Source organism: Bathymodiolus japonicus methanotrophic gill symbiont, assembly GCF_019721995.1.
GTDB lineage: Bacteria > Pseudomonadota > Gammaproteobacteria > Methylococcales > Methylomonadaceae > Methyloprofundus.
Genome location: NZ_BLYC01000063.1, coordinates 1 through 15,173, shown reverse-complemented (window position 1 = coordinate 15,173; position 15,173 = coordinate 1). Strand labels below are relative to the sequence as shown.

Here is a 15,173-nt window from a genome sequence, read left to right as displayed (position 1 = left end):
AAGGTGGATCACATGCTCAATCGTTGGGTTATCCGTTATTCTCCTCTATTTGATGCAGCACATTATCAGGCCATGAGCGCATTTAAGATCGAGTCTGAGAAAGTGGTTGCTATGTGCCTTAATTCGACCTTAAAGCACTATCTACGAAGCTTTTTAGAATTGTCGGACATACTTATTATTGACGAGGTGCGGCAAGTGCTGGAGGCTATCAACAGCGCCACGATTAAAAAAGCTGATCGCGTTTTATTATTCGATTTAATTCGCAAATGTATTACACAAACGCCTTTAATTATCTGTGCTGCTGCAGACATTGACGGCAAGACAATCAGCTTTATAAAATCATGTGATCGTGAAATTTATCACATTGAGCGAGACATTGAACCGAAGCAAAAAACCTTGTTTTATTCAGATTATGCTGATGTAAAAACGATTATCCATGAGGCTATAGACGGTGGAGAATATTGCCTTGTTATGGTGGATACCATTCAGGAAGCCGAAACTTTAAAGGAAAAATGCGAACAGCAGAATATTAGTCACCTGTGCGTTACTGGTGAAAATAGCGGAGATGATGAGCAACGGGAATTTTTAAGCAATCCTAACAAAGATAACGGCTATCAGGTGGTAATAGCAACCCAGTAATTACCAGCGGATTCAGTATTGAAGCTGAATTATTCGAGCAGGTTTATATTCTTTGTTCTGGAGTTTTACCTATTAATGAAATTTTGCAAACAGCAGGGCGCTATAGGCCGTGCAATGGCGTGTTTATCGGCTTTAAAAACTGGAGTTACCGACCACACGATGACGAACAGCACCGCAAATTATTATCGGGGATAGGTAAGCTTTCAGATTTTGACCACTGGCAATGCCGATGCAAGGCCGAAGAGCAAAACGCACGTAGTTATGGTGTTAGTGGCGCTTTAGTTGCGTTTGAGGTTAAAGGCTGGAATTTGCACCACCTAAAACCACAAACAGAGGTTGTTGTTGACAAGGAAATTCGAGAGGAAGCTAAATCAAACCGTTTTTATGCCGTAATTAATTCAGCGGACATTGATGACCAGGTGGCCGAGAAATTAAGAAAATCGCGTAGCAAAAAACAGGAAGAAGTTTATTGTTTGGAAAAATTTGAGATTAAAGAGCAGCTAAAAATTGAGGAAATAACCGAAGATAATTATTACTTCTGGAATCGCGGTAAGACTAAATCTAAAATCAAAAACTTTAAAATCTTGATGATGTCAGAAGCCGAAGCAAAGTCCGAAGATGCAAAAGAAATTAACTTGCCCGTGTCGCTAAAGACAAACTACAAAATTAAGCGTAATTTTTATAAGTCTTTGTTAAACAACACAATAGCGCAACACATAGAAAATATTATTATTAATAAATCAATTCTATGTGTTGCGGACTGTACCGAATTTTTAAAACCATGTGTTGCTGATAATAATGCGTTATTAGCTGTATTTAATATCACAAAGGTTAATCCTGCGTACTCAATACGTAGCATAAAAAAAATGTACGAAAGTATCGGGCTATCATTCGACACAACCCAAAAACACAATGGACAACGCACGCATACATTAAACATCGAATCACTGGAGCGCATGTATAGGGCTATCGGTTATCAATCAGCAATGCTGGAGGCAGCATAAAAATTATTCTTACGCTGAAAATCAGGGAAACGGAGGCAAGGGATTGCATTCCGAATAGCCGTCCAGCCAGTGAGGTAGTAATGACGAAGCGGCTTTTGTGCGTAGTCGTTGCGGACGCAGGGCGTTCAGGGCATCTCCCATCCGCTGCGTAGGTGAACGAATTATGGCGACAGGAGCCCCGGAATTTCGTGAGGTAGCATGGCGCGCCTGGACTTTTAGATAGCTTTCCTACGCGCCTCTCTAGTGCATCAATAGTTAAGTTATAAGGGGGTTTTGGGTGTTCTAGCACTGACCTGATTTTTTCTTTGGGGTACGGCCTAGTATTGGTGTATTTCTGAACTTACCGTCAAGAATGACGATATCAAGAACTAGCCCGTAATTAAGCAGTGAATCAAGGCAGGCATTGCGGTGTTTATTGATGTCATCATAAGCATTATAAAGACTGTGGATGTTTTGCTTACTTGGTGATAAACGTAGGTTTGATTTGTTTTTGAAGTTTGCCATGTTATTCCTGACAAAACAATTTTTAGTCCTAATCTATCCATAAAGGTCCATACAAGATAGAATTTAACTTCTAGTTGATTTATTTATCACTTAATTAGAAGTTAATGGTTAATTAGTTCTACTAATTGTCCTGTTTGTTTAAAACGTATCTTTAAGAGAAACCGCCAAGCATCAGTTAAAGATATGTGGAATTAAAAAGATAAAAAAAACATAGATTTATTAATTTAAATCGGTGTTTTTTTTGCATTTAAAATAGTTTATTTAATTGTAACCAATCAATATTACTCACATGATACCATCGTAAGTCAACATGATTTAACACAATTAACATGTCAGTCGTTATTTTAATTTCACAACACATATATTCGTTAGTTATCAATAGCTTGATAAATAAGAAAAATTAACTATAACGAAATAAGTTTGTTTTTGCGCTCTTGTTAACCATGGATTTGCATGATATTCCCATATTTAATTATGAAAAAATACAAACTAATATTACTTGTTCTATTAATCGCATCCTTACCATTGGCTTTAACGAGTTGCACCTCAGTCTCAGCAAACACCCCAAAGACAACGGATAAGATGGGAGCTAAACCACAAGATCCTGATTTCATAACTTACCTCAGGATAAAAGCGGAAGAAGGGAGTGCTCAGGCACAATACAATCTAGGGGTAATGTATGCCGAAGGCGAAGGCGTTATTAAAGATTACAAACAGGCAGTCAAGTGGTATGCCAAGTCAGCAGAGCAAGGGGATTCATCTGCACAATTAAATCTAGGGGTAATGTATGCCGAAGGCGAAGGCGTTATTAAAGATTACAAACAGGCGTTCAAGTGGTATGCCAAGTCAGCAGAGCAAGGGAATTCATCTGCACAATACAATCTAGGGGTAATGTATTTCGAAGGCGAAGGCGTTATTAAAGATTACAAACAGGCAGTCAAGTGGTATGCCAAGTCAGCAGAGCAAGGGTATTCATCTGCACAATACAATCTAGGGGTAATGTATTTCGAAGGCGAAGGCGTTATTAAAGATTACAAACAGGCAGTCAAGTGGTATGCCAAGTCAGCAGAGCAAGGGGATTCATCTGCACAATTAAATCTAGGGGTAATGTATGCGATTGGCCGCGGTGTTATTAAAGATTATAAGCAAGCATATATGTACGCTAATATTTCATCATACAATGGTAGTAAAAAAGCAATTAAACTTAGGGAGCTTATAGAAAAAAAACTAACAGCAGAGCAAATAAATGAGGCACAAGAATTATCTCGAGAGTGGATTAAAAGCCATAAATAACAACTTTTTTAATTTCCCTCACAACTTACGCCTCATAACAGATAAGACATAAAATAATACACCGCAAGGACGCATTGGTCTTTCGACGAATTGGCGCGGCGTGGTTGTTTCTTCAGCTCTTTTTTAGTATAGGACTGGCTTGTCTAGAAGATTGACCGATGGAGGATTTTCTGGAATAGCGAGTGATGACTGGTTAAGATTTTGAGATTTTCATAATACCTTATCCATTGCAAGGTTTCATCATGATAAGATAATTACTCAAAAGGATTAACATTATCTCACCTGAATTCAGGTCATACTCCATACAAGCACACCCGAACTACCTCTCTAGCCATACCTCAGAAATCTCTAAACAATACTTTTTTATCCCTTTTTTACGCCTACAAACCAACACAAAAAAAAACGGTAGTGGGTTAAATCTGTGTTTTTGCATGAATATCCCTGCCAAATTCCACCTTATTTATTAACAGACCAATCACAATATCATGCATTTTCTCTAACTTAGAGAAGCAGATTGTTCGACGAGTTAATCGTTTTATCCATGCTCTAAAATTCAAGTTTTTACGTTCAATTTTTTGGGTGTTTTTCTTACCTATTTCATGTTTCTCAGCATCGAGATGACGTTCATAAGCGCCCCAGTCATCGGTGTAATAACGACTGATATTTAAAGGCAAAAGTAACGCTTTTAATTCTTTGAAAACAATGTCCTTACGCTTGCCAAAAACATAAGCGAGTACCGTGTTGGTTTTATGATCAACAGCATGCCATAGCCAGCGTTGATTGCTTTTATTTCCTACAAAAGACCACTGTTCATCCATTTCGGCTTCATCACAGCAGACCTGTTCTAGTCTGACTTCCAATGGTTTCCCTTGATCAAAGGTCTGAAAAAGAGGGTTCACTTGAACAAGACTGTTTTCTTTGTTTTTTAAAGTACGAGTCACCGTATTTTTATTGATTTTAAGAACCCTAGCCGTGTCTCGAGTGCCACTACTATTGATAGCCATTTCGACAACGTGTTCTTTGGTTCCAAATTCACATGCTTTATAACAATATTCCAACATGAAGGTGTTGGTTGAGCAAGCTGTGGTCTGGCAACGATATCGCTGCACACCACGATCGCTACTACCTGATTTCATCAGGTTGGAATTAGTACAGTTAGGGCAGGTGATTTCTTGATAATATTTCATGAGGGAATTATGCAATAAATCACTTTCTTATTCTATTGCTCTCATGCTAAACACAGGTTTAACCCACTACCAAATATTTGAATAACATCATCGAACAGGATCATCGCTTTATCAAAAAAATAACAAAACCGATGATGGGCTTTAAAGCGTTTCACTCCGCCCAAGCAACAATTGATGGAATTCAAACGGCACATATCATCCGAAAGGGGCAATTGTCTGAGGAAAATATTCCTGCTTATAAGCAGTTTATGGCTTTAGCAGGATAGTTATGCCTGAAGACCAGGCTTTCTGCATTTTCAATAATACTTGCGACAGAACCCTATACGTGATAAAAACTAAATATTAGCTACCATAATAAACACCTTTCTGGAAACTGTCCTTCTAAACCGAATTAAAAATGCCAGAGAGGTGCAATAAGACAATATCATGAGTATTTTAATAAAAACTGTTCGCATTTCAGGTTTTCGAGGCCTAAAAAATATCGAAGTTGGTCTTGAAAAAACTACTATTTTGACAGGGATGAATAATACAGGAAAAACCTCTTTCCTAAAAGCATTACAGATAACGTTAGGTAATCGTCAGTTTATTTCTCAAGATGATTTTTTTATTCAAGGTAGCACAACTAACGAGAAAATAATCATTGACCTTTTGATTGTACCTACTGATGACAATGGTATCAGAAATGAAGATTTTTCTGAAAACTGGGAAGTATTGTTTACCACTGAGAGAATTAGTAATGATGATACTGGTAATGCATTTATCCCTCTCAGAACAATCATTACTTTTGATTCAATAAATAATAGTTTCAAAACTCAACAGCATATTTTACAAATTTGGCCTGAATTTAAACAAGAAGGGACTGATTGGTTTGATGTCAATAGTGGAAAAAAGTCAGGGTTTCATTTTGACGAAATGCCATTTTTCTACATGGATGCACAACGAGATATATTGGAAGATACAAAATTAAGAAATTCTTACCTTGGTAAGATGTTGTCTAAAATTGAGTATTCAACTGATGATATTAAAGATATTGAAAAACAGATAGAATTACTCAATGAAAAAGCGGTTAGCAGTAGTAATATTTTAACCAATATTAAAACAAGTTTAAAAGAACTTGATACAGCAATGGATACCCACAGCGAAGGGATAGAAATCACACCGTTCACTAAAAAAATTCGAGATTTAAACAAAGGGTTAACAATCTATTATTCCGACCAGAAAGAACCTTTCTCAATGGAATATCATGGAATGGGAACACGGAGTTGGTCTTCACTCCTTACATTAAAGGCGTTTATTGCGTTGTTATCCATTAATGCTGATAAAGAGTTGTCAGTATTTTTTCCTATTCTCGCCATTGAAGAGCCAGAAGCACACTTGCACCCTAATGCACAAAAAAAACTCTACGGGCAAATAGATGCAATAATCGGACAGAAAATTATTTCTACCCATTCACCTTATATTGCTGCCGCCGCTGAGTTAAATCAAATACGCAGCTTTTACAAAGGTGAAAGTGTTTCTTGTGGTCAAATAGATACTGATAAATTAACCCTAGAAAAAATTAGAAAAATAAACCGACAGGTTGTTAATACCCGAGGAGAAATATTTTTTTCCAAAGTGATTGTCTTTTTTGAAGGGGAAACAGAAGAGCAAGCACTGCCAGTTTTTGCTCAAAAGTACTTTGGTAAATCACCTGTGGAAATCGGGCTAGATTTTGTTGGTGTAGGTGGTTCTGGGAATTATCTGCCTTTTATATGTTTTTCTGAGTCACTAAATATACCTTGGTTTATATTCAGTGATGCAGAACATAATGTTGCTCAAAGTGTGAAATGTCAGCATAGAAATAGCTCAACAGTTAGAAAAGAACATGATTGCATTGTATTCCTTGATTCAGGAAATGATTTCGAAAAACAACTTATTGTTGACGGGTTTAGTAATGAGATAAAAAAAGTTATTTTTAGTTTAGAAGAATATCCAGATGAAAGGACTAAAGCAACTAAACAACCGATAAAAAAAATAGAAATTGAAGGATATGATGATGAAAAAATATATCAAATTATTGCGGGTAAAAAGAATAAAGCGAAATATGCTCCACTCGTAGCGGATGAAATTATACGTAGTAATAAGGAATTACCGCCAAAGATAATTTCATTATTTAGCATGATCTCTTCTATATTAAAAATGGAGGTGAAATCATGACACCTCACATTAATTTATCTCCAAAACAAGAAAAAATTGTTTGTGCAGTAAATGGTGCAATCTATGTTAAAGCTAGTGCAGGAAGTGGTAAAACACGAATTTTAACTGAAAGAGTCCGTTATTTACTGGGTAACACCAATAAAAAAATCCTTGCGCTCACTTTTACCAATAAAGCTGGTGCAGAAATTAAGGAACGGCTAAGTGATATTTCAGAAATAGAGAAACGGGTTTTTGTCGGGACGTTTCATGGTTTCTGCCAGTCAATTCTAGAAAATCATGGTCATTTAATTGGTCTTACAAAAATGCCTCATATTTTTGAAGAGGAAGCAGATAGACTAGAATTAATTGAACAAGCAATTAATCAAACACCTTCCTATGCAGGTACATATAAAACCCAAAGTAATAAAGAACAAAAAAACTTTCGGTATCGTGTTTTGAGTTATATCTCAAAGGTTAAGCGTGAATTAATTGCCGATAATGAACTTGAACAACATACTGATGATGAAAATATCGTTTTGCTCTACCAAAACTATCAAGATATTTTACGCACTCAAAACGCCATAGATTTTGATGACTTGTTATTACTTGCTTATAGTTTATTAATAAATTATCCTAAAACAGCATCTTTATATCGCCGAAGTTTTTTTCTATCTGTATTGATGAAGCACAAGACTTAAATAATGCTCAATATCAATTTTTACTTGCATTAGCTAATGGCGAATTTACAAATATCATGATGGTGGGCGACCCTAATCAATCCATTTTCCACTTTAATGGTTCTTCTCCTGGCTACATGGATAAACAATTTGTTCATGACTTTAGTCCTTCTGTTGTCGAACTGAAAGAAAACTATCGATCATCAAAATCCGTTTTATCTGCTGTAAAAAAAACATTCCTGATGTAGAAAATTTTGCAGAAACAGTTAAAAAAGGTATCTTTGAAATAAAAGGTTTTGAGGATGAAGGCGATGAAGTTCAGTGGATTATTAATAAGATAACATCATTAGTTTCATTAAAGGTACATGGTGATATTGAAGGTGAAATTTCCTATGAAAAAATTGCTGTGCTTGCAAGAAACAAATATTTTTTTAATCAATTAGAAGCTCAACTTGTAGAAAGTAACCTTCCTTTCTACTACAAAATGACTCCAGGAACTATTCGATTTGAGTCTGATTTAATGAAGACATTTGATCTTGGGTTAAGAGTTCGACTGAACCCTCAAGACATCTTACACAAACAGCGATTGTTTAACAGGTTGAAAATAGAGGGTAACAACAACCCAGATTTAAAAAACATTACATCATTAATATCAGACCAATCTTTAAAAGAGGTTATTATTTTAGTGCTATCATTGAATGATGATGGAAGCAACTTAAAAAGGAGTTTTGAAAATTTAAAGGATAATATAAATATTGAGGATGAAAATGAAAAAAGCATGATCATCAATGATATTAACGAAATACTGAAACATTGGCATAATTACGCTAGTAAGACTGATAATAAATCTTTACATCAATTTAAAAATGCTATGGCTTTAGGGCAAACTCATCCATTGGCACAGCATTCTGGAATCACATTAAGTACAGTTCATACAATGAAAGGTCAAGAGTTTGATATTGTCTTTATTATGGGGATGGATGATGAGACTTTTCCTGATTATAGAGCAGTACGTAATGGTGGTATTGAGATGACACAGGAAAAAAACAACCTATATGTTGCTTTTACCCGTGCAAAACGATTTTTATATGTTACTTACCCAAAAAAGAGAATGATGCCTTGGGGTGATTATAAAATGCGAAGACTCTCTCGATTCTTAGATGTTTTTAAAGTCTAAACTATAGAATTTTAGCCTCCTCATTCGCTGAAAATCATGGAAACGGAGCTTAGCGACCTCATCAGTGAAACAATCCAGCCAATTAGTTCCAGTAAAACTTGTTACTGAAGACACGCTCATCGGCTCAAGGTTATCTGCTGGTTTGTCAGTGCTCAAAATAACTCATAGCAATGGTTTCAGCCTGGAAATCCTTGCCGATACGGAGCTTTCATCTTTAAAGCCATTATTAGAATTACTTAGGTCGGTATCATGATAAACGGACTGTCTGTTAATTACGTATACCTGGCGACAGGCGTGACTGATATGCGTAAATCGATTAATGGCTTGTCACTTGTCAACGGCGCTCAAAACCCGCGTAACTATGGCGAGTATCGCCATCCAGTCTGGCGAATATCATCAAACCAGCATTCGCTTAAAATCAGGGAAACGGAGCCTAAGCGGAGTGATGATTTTAAGTCCCTGGTAGGCGACAGGGCAATTCGCCAATCCGAAGTGCGCTAGCAGCGCGCGAGGGAGGCAAAGAATTGCATTCCGAATAGCCGTCAAGCCATGTGTGGGAGCCTTAACGGAGCAGGGTTTTGTGCGTAGTTGAGACGGACGCAGGGCGACCAGGGCATCTCCCATTCGCTGCGTAGGCGAATGAATGTTGGTGACAGGAGTCCCAGAATGTTGTGAGGTAGCATGGCGCGCCTGAAGTATGGTGTAAATAGTTTGTCTCGTAACACCAAAATGTTTTGCTATATCAGATTTCAATGCACCGCCGTTGAACATCGTTATTGCCATTTCCTTTTGTTGTTCATCAAGAGCTGAGGGCCTTCCTCCAATTCTTCCTTTTTTTCTAGCCGCCTCTAAGCCGGCTTTTACTCTATCTTTAATTAATGAGCGTTCGAATTCTGCAAGTGAGCCAAATATATTAAAAACAAGTTTGCCTGTGCTTGTAGTCGTGTCTATTGATTCAGTTAATGAAGTGAAACCGATTCCTTTATTTTCAAGATCATTTATAACTTCAAGTAAGTGTTGTAATGATCTTCCTAACCTGTCTAGTTTCCAGACAACCAGCGTATCAGCTTTCCTTAAAGACTTTAAACATTGTTCAAGTTCGGGTCTGTCTTTTTTACTTCCTGACGCTTTTTCCTTATAAATTATTTCGCAACCAGCTGCATTAAGCGCGTCTATTTGTAGTGATGTATCTTGAGAAGATGTTGAAACTCGAGCGTAACCTATTTTCATCTGTTTACTTTTTTAACATGGGTTTTATTAACTATAGCATGAGATAAGTTTTTTAACAGCCTTTTTTAACATTATTAACTATAAATAAGGTCTTGTTAATGGTGATTAGCTGTGTTTATGGCGATGTAAAAAATACACTTGTTTTTTTTACGTCAATTATTGAAGCAAACCTATGGTCTCGCTAACAGCGTAAGCGACCTTATCAGGGGGGTCGAATAAAATGGCTATCAATGGGAGGCGTGGCTAAGGAATCAACCACTATGCACTGAAAGTGCATAGGTTGCGACTGGACTGAAAGTCCAAAACTAACTATTCAAGAACCATGCTTCCGCTATCTTTGTTTGAAGGATCGCGGTGGTGCTCAAGATATTCCTGAACCATTTCTTCAGTAATTTTTGGAGGATATTCTATATGCATGTGGACATGATCTTTACTTACCACTCCTTTTAAGATCTGGACATCCTCTGCATCACATACCTGAATTATCAATTCACGACAACGCTTTTTAATATCGCCCTTTAATACCGGATATCGATACTTTGTTACCCATACCAAGTGAGCCGTGAATCGCGTAACTGTATGGCCACTTCGCCTTTGCTCATTCATAGAACAAAGTTTAACATAAGTGTGTAGCACATCAGTGTTCCCATTGAAAGAAGAAGTACCTAAACAAAGCAGCCTATAACCTACCTGAAGGTAGCACCACTCGAATATTTCCATCTTTTTGATTTTAATCACTTATAACAGCAAATAGACACTCTGTAGGCACCGTAAAGAAACAACAAATAATTTCAAATAAAGCTTGCAATTGCCGAAGAATTTTTCTAAAAATTTCCGTTTTAATCACCTCATAAACGGATATCACCCATGCTTAAAGACCTACCACTCTCTGAACATATTCACCAACACTGCAATGAAAGTATGGAACGTGCCCTGTTAGCAGAGCGTCATCCTTTGTGGGCTCGTTCATGCCCAGAGTTGAAGGATATCGACTTTATTCGCCTTGGGTTATTACGCTGTATCAGTGTAGTCGATAGTGGTCGCCATTTCCTCCAAACCAATGAACAGATTTATGGCCAGCTGCTTCCCCACTCAACGTATTTTAAATCACTGAAGTCGCATAGACGAACAAGTATGCTTGAGGCATTTGAACAGCAGAGCTATCATCTTCACGCTGAAACACTGCTATCGCAAGGCATTGATTATCTTAAAGCATTCCCGGAACTTGACGAATACACCATAGAAGCAGCGGATGGACATTTTATTGATCATGCCTGCCATACTGAAAAAAACAGCAAGGGGAAAGTTTATGCGGCCGGGGGGATTTACGCGTTGAATCTCAGAAGTGGGTTGCTCAGATTTCTTTGTCTGGTGACAAACGGAACTCAGAGGCATCAAGAAATACCTGTGTTACGAGATCATATTGAAAAGCAAAACAAGGGAAATAACAGCTCTCAGAAACATCTCTATGTCTACGATAAAGCCGTCACCGACTTTGTCTGGTGGGATCGGCAGAAACGACATGCTAATTACATGATTTCAATGCTAAAAGAAAATTCAATTGCGACTCTGGTTGAGTCTATCCCTTTTGACTCCCGCCATGAGATCAATACAGGGGTTGAAGCATACAGTGTGTACGAAAACAAGGGCATCAAATTTAACGTGGTGGATTACCGTGATCCAGAAACCGGAAAACTTCACCGGTTTGTGACAACCTTGCCAATGACTATTAACCCTGGAACCATTGCCATGCTGTATTTCAAGCGATGGACGATTGAAAAGACATTCAATAACACTAAAAGTAATTTCAAGGAAACTAAAGCTTGGTCTTCCAATACCCGCTCACTTGAAAATCAAATGCGCCTGACTGCAATGAGCTATAATTTAATGCGCGTGTTTGAAGAGATTTCAAAAACACAACAGCCAGAATTGATTCATCCATCGGATAAAAAATATAGCGAGGCTCTGGAGATTAGGCAGCAACAGGCTCAAAAACGAGATCGTTTTGTGAATCCATTATTTTTCCAGGCAAGAATATCTCGTATCAGCTCGTATACCATTCGGGCAGTTCAAAACGCAATAATAACAGGAATGTCTTTACAGTGCTTTATGAGCTCTCTTGTGGCGAGGTTAGTTTCACGGCCTCAATTGATAGGGGAACACTGATGGTGTAGCAGCTAAAGCCTTGCACTAAAGTGCATAGTTTTGACTAGCGACCTGGGACCAATAAAGGGAACTGTTACAGCTTTAGAATTAATAGTAAAGTCTGGAAAAGTGGCTCAATTTTAATGGCCAGTTTTGGCTCAGTTTAACTGGCCATTAACAGTAGAAAAACTAGATAGTGAAGACAGAATGTCAGCCTAGCCTTAAACACTAGATTTGACTATAACTCTTACTGTTTCTGCTGAGCTCATTTAAATTTCTCTATCAATAAAATTTTCACGCCAATCTCTTAATGAAGTTAAACGCGTTTCAAGTTCATTTGGCAATGGGATACTAACTGGAGCTTCATTAGGCTGGGCATGTTCATATTTTGAAAATATAGTCATCATTTCATCAATAAAAGAACAATCAGCAATTGAGACTTTAGCAATCTTCTTCAACTTTCCTTTAGTATTAATGGGTCTTCTAAATCGTTGCACCACATCAGCCAAAAGATCACATTCAACAACTCTCTCTATAGTAATCCTTGCGTGGCTACAAATAGCTTTTGCCCACGATGAATACTTCTCATAACCTTCTTCTTCATAAATTCTGTTACCTTCACTCATATTTGAAATCAAAGTATTTATAGCCTTTTTTGTGTTTTGCGCAAACAGTGGAGGCGAACCAGGTTGTCCTACCCCCCAATATTCTCTAGACAACCCTATTACATTATGAGAAACACCTTGATTCTTAACTTCTCCTTCTAAAGATGCTAATAAAGATAATCTATGTGTGAAGACAATAACCTGTCTAGTGTTTGATAATTCGACAAGTCTTGCAGCAACTTTTTCTTCATATTCTTGATCTAATGAAGAGATTGGATCATCAAATAAAAATGTTGATTTCTCAGTTCTTCCGCGAACATCCGCCAAAAAAGCAGCCAATGAAATTATGCGGAACTCACCTTCACTTAAAACATCATTAACAGCTACCTTTTCTGCACTACCAGTAAGTTTCAACTGAAAATAAACCCTACCTTTTGGAGCTCTAGTTTTTTCAAGTTTAACATTGAGTCTTTCGGCCCCTAAACCCTTGACCTCTTTATAAAAACGAGAAATATATTCTTCAGTTACTAACTCTTCTGCCAAATTAGATTTTTTTATTGAGAGTTCACGTGTCTTTACTAATTTTTTAGCTGCATCAATCTTTTCTTTTTGTTTTAACAGTTCAATTTCACTTAAAACTGATTGCTTTTGTTCTGATAGCCACTTCCTTGCTTCTAGCTCAACTTTCTGTTTCTCCAATGACGTCCCGTTATTCTTCTTTGCGTCTTCTTCCAATTGTTTTACTGATATTTCGAGCTCTATTGATATTTTTTCTAACTGAGGGATAATAGAAAAATCTATGCCTGATTCAAATTCTTTATCAACTTCAGCTTTTAATAATTTCCCAGCAGCATTTTCAATGGCCATTCGAAGGTTCATAACTAAAGGAGTTAAAGCATCATCAAGATTCGCGGCCACTACAATTGTGGAAATTAGTTCTTCATCTGGAGTATCAGATAAACTGCTTTCAAATACAGCTAATTCATCTGTTGACTTTTTTGCTGCTAACTCAAGTTCGCCTTTTACAAAGCTCTCGAACTGGATCAATTTTTGTTTAGCCTCTTCATTTAATGGCTGTTGGCATAACACGCATACAGATCCATCAGTTACATTTGGAAATTCAGTTTCAGGGTAGCATACCTGTTTAGAATACGCCCTTGCATGCTCCCACATTAGGCTCCAAATTTCTTCACCCACCCCAGTCAATGGGATTTGTTCAAATATACTTTTAGCATATTTAGTTGCTGCTTTAACTTTAGTTACACTATCTTTTTTCTTATCCAGATAGGCACTGCACTTATCAACTCCTAATTTATTTTCCCAATTCCTAAGTTTAATCAACTCATCAACTTTAACTTTAACTTTTTTTAATTTAGTTGCTTCAGTAGCTAAATCTGGTGTATTCAATCTAACAACTAAAGCCTCTAAGGAATGTTTATACTCGTCATTCCATTGGCATGCTTCATCGGTGATTGTAGAGGCTGTATCATGCTTAATTTTTCCTAGCCATTTGCCTGATGGTGTTTCCAAATAGATTTGAGGTATAGTGGGCATTGTTGAAACAAGCCTCTCTGAAGCAAAATTAAATTTTTCAGATAGTTCATCACTTATTTCAATAAGGCGGCTAAAAACCCTTAATAACTCTGGTTCATAAGCTAATTCATTTTCTTCATTAACATATACAGAACCACAATCACTATCGTATATTTCTATTGAAGAAAGGTGGTCATTAATACCTAAAGAAATATCATAACTCACATTATATGACTCATCCTCAATCGTATATCCAATATCACAAGCTTGGCAATCAGGTTTAGTACTAAAGACATCTGGATATATAGAACCAATTTTCTTCGCACCACAGATTTTTTTTAATAATCTCGTATACCCAGATTTACCCGACCCATTTTGACCATAAATCACTGTTAAACCTTCATTAAACAATACTGGCTCGTTTGGATGAAGAGCATTTATTCCCTTAATATTTCCTATAGACCTTAGCTCAACCTTTGAACCTTCCTCATCCATTGTAAAAGAACCTGTTTGCATGGGAACAAACTCTGGAATAATGTCATCTTCAAAATTAATCCCTGCTTCAATACCACAGATTTTATACAGTTCATCTAAATCGAACTGATCTAAGTCACCTTTTTCCAATAATCTACGTGTTGCATCTTGAAGCCAGTTGGAGCGACTCTTAAACCATGATTCTAATTGTTCAATATCTTTACCCATTTACCAATCTCCCTAAAAATGTCGGCTTCCCGTCGGTTCTGTCGCAATAATTAGTGTTCATAGCTAATCTTCCTATTTTTTGTTTTTCACGTGCGCGTACAAGTAAAATTAGCTCCTGTAATGCTCGCAGCCCGCATTCCACAAATTCTGAGGTGTACCGTTCATGTGGAGAATATATTGGCTCCCTACGGGACGTATTGATAAAGCATGGATAACGAAAAGATGTTATCCACCCCTTACCAACACTAACCAACACATTCTCCACAATCACTGTCAATTACAGCAATATGTATCCTCTTAAA

12 protein-coding genes and 3 pseudogenes are annotated in these 15,173 nt (G+C 37.1%); 9 read left to right on the top strand and 6 right to left on the bottom strand.

Features of this window, described 5'->3' with window-relative positions:
* The 3 genes from K6984_RS27715 to K6984_RS35240 all read left to right on the top strand — a co-directional run.
* Positions 1 to 639 (top strand): hypothetical protein (locus K6984_RS27715; RefSeq protein WP_221898285.1); only part of this gene is annotated, 639 nt, incomplete at its 5' end.
* A 119-nt stretch (positions 640 to 758) separates the two neighbouring features.
* The gene (locus K6984_RS27710) at positions 759 to 1,643 is read left to right on the top strand and encodes a hypothetical protein (RefSeq protein ID WP_221898284.1); all 885 of its coding nucleotides are present in this window, start codon (positions 759 to 761) and stop codon (positions 1,641 to 1,643) included.
* Between the two features lie 97 nt (positions 1,644 to 1,740).
* Positions 1,741 to 1,866 carry a hypothetical protein gene (locus K6984_RS35240; protein WP_263458902.1) on the top strand — a complete coding sequence of 42 codons (126 nt, stop codon included), beginning with the start codon at positions 1,741 to 1,743 and terminating at the stop codon, positions 1,864 to 1,866.
* A 59-nt stretch (positions 1,867 to 1,925) separates the two neighbouring features.
* Here the strand turns inward: K6984_RS35240 and K6984_RS27705 are convergent, their stop codons facing one another.
* The gene (locus K6984_RS27705) at positions 1,926 to 2,147 is read right to left on the bottom strand and encodes a hypothetical protein (RefSeq protein ID WP_221898283.1); all 222 of its coding nucleotides are present in this window, start codon (positions 2,145 to 2,147) and stop codon (positions 1,926 to 1,928) included.
* Between the two features lie 582 nt (positions 2,148 to 2,729).
* Here K6984_RS27705 and K6984_RS27700 point away from each other — a divergent pair.
* A complete protein-coding gene (locus tag K6984_RS27700; RefSeq protein ID WP_230988322.1) occupies positions 2,730 to 3,440 on the top strand; it encodes a tetratricopeptide repeat protein in 711 nt (236 codons plus the stop codon).
* 413 nt (positions 3,441 to 3,853) lie between these two features.
* Here the strand turns inward: K6984_RS27700 and K6984_RS27695 are convergent, their stop codons facing one another.
* A complete protein-coding gene (locus K6984_RS27695; protein ID WP_221894694.1) occupies positions 3,854 to 4,627 on the bottom strand; it encodes an IS1 family transposase in 774 nt (257 codons plus the stop codon).
* A gap of 71 nt (positions 4,628 to 4,698) precedes the next feature.
* Between K6984_RS27695 and K6984_RS27690 the strand changes: the two are divergent.
* The 4 genes and pseudogenes from K6984_RS27690 to K6984_RS27670 form a co-directional block, all read left to right on the top strand.
* Positions 4,699 to 4,893, top strand: a pseudogene (locus tag K6984_RS27690) (DDE-type integrase/transposase/recombinase); the annotation flags it as partial.
* A 160-nt stretch (positions 4,894 to 5,053) separates the two neighbouring features.
* A complete protein-coding gene (locus K6984_RS27685; RefSeq protein WP_221898281.1) occupies positions 5,054 to 6,823 on the top strand; it encodes an AAA family ATPase in 1,770 nt (589 codons plus the stop codon).
* Positions 6,820 to 7,727, top strand: a pseudogene (locus tag K6984_RS27680) (UvrD-helicase domain-containing protein). The gene K6984_RS27685 and the pseudogene K6984_RS27680 overlap by 4 nt, the downstream one beginning before the upstream one ends.
* The gene (locus K6984_RS27670) at positions 7,679 to 8,656 is read left to right on the top strand and encodes a 3'-5' exonuclease (protein ID WP_221898287.1); all 978 of its coding nucleotides are present in this window, start codon (positions 7,679 to 7,681) and stop codon (positions 8,654 to 8,656) included. Before K6984_RS27680 ends, K6984_RS27670 begins: the two are co-directional and overlap by 49 nt.
* Positions 8,657 to 9,052: 396 nt before the next feature.
* Here the strand turns inward: K6984_RS27670 and K6984_RS31805 are convergent, their stop codons facing one another.
* The 3 genes and pseudogenes from K6984_RS31805 to tnpA form a co-directional block, all read right to left on the bottom strand.
* Positions 9,053 to 9,280, bottom strand: coding sequence for a hypothetical protein (locus K6984_RS31805; RefSeq protein ID WP_230988324.1), 228 nt, complete (start codon positions 9,278 to 9,280; stop codon positions 9,053 to 9,055).
* A 75-nt stretch (positions 9,281 to 9,355) separates the two neighbouring features.
* A pseudogene (locus tag K6984_RS31800) lies at positions 9,356 to 9,886 on the bottom strand (recombinase family protein); the annotation flags it as partial.
* Positions 9,887 to 10,195: 309 nt separating this feature from the next.
* A complete protein-coding gene (gene tnpA, locus K6984_RS27660) occupies positions 10,196 to 10,492 on the bottom strand; it encodes an IS200/IS605 family transposase (RefSeq protein ID WP_221898286.1) in 297 nt (98 codons plus the stop codon).
* Between the two features lie 261 nt (positions 10,493 to 10,753).
* On the opposite strand from tnpA, the gene K6984_RS27655 reads away from it, so the two are divergent.
* Complete coding sequence (locus K6984_RS27655; RefSeq protein ID WP_221894571.1) at positions 10,754 to 12,052, top strand: transposase; 1,299 nt, start codon at positions 10,754 to 10,756, stop codon at positions 12,050 to 12,052.
* Between the two features lie 248 nt (positions 12,053 to 12,300).
* Here K6984_RS27655 and K6984_RS27650 read toward each other — a convergent pair whose 3' ends face one another.
* Entirely contained in the window at positions 12,301 to 14,871 is a 2,571-nt protein-coding gene (locus K6984_RS27650) for an AAA family ATPase (protein ID WP_221898278.1), read from the bottom strand.
* Positions 14,872 to 15,173 lie beyond the last annotated feature (302 nt).

Coding starts and splice junctions, on each gene's coding strand:
- K6984_RS27695 (WP_221894694.1), bottom strand. CDS start 4,627: ATGAAATATTATCAAGAAATCACCTGCCCTAACTGTACTAATTCCAAC.
- K6984_RS27650 (WP_221898278.1), bottom strand. CDS start 14,871: ATGGGTAAAGATATTGAACAATTAGAATCATGGTTTAAGAGTCGCTCC.
- K6984_RS27700 (WP_230988322.1), top strand. CDS start 2,730: ATGGGAGCTAAACCACAAGATCCTGATTTCATAACTTACCTCAGGATA.
- K6984_RS27685 (WP_221898281.1), top strand. CDS start 5,054: ATGAGTATTTTAATAAAAACTGTTCGCATTTCAGGTTTTCGAGGCCTA.
- K6984_RS27655 (WP_221894571.1), top strand. CDS start 10,754: ATGCTTAAAGACCTACCACTCTCTGAACATATTCACCAACACTGCAAT.
- tnpA (WP_221898286.1), bottom strand. CDS start 10,492: ATGAATGAGCAAAGGCGAAGTGGCCATACAGTTACGCGATTCACGGCT.
- K6984_RS31805 (WP_230988324.1), bottom strand. CDS start 9,280: ATGGGAGATGCCCTGGTCGCCCTGCGTCCGTCTCAACTACGCACAAAA.
- K6984_RS27705 (WP_221898283.1), bottom strand. CDS start 2,147: ATGGCAAACTTCAAAAACAAATCAAACCTACGTTTATCACCAAGTAAG.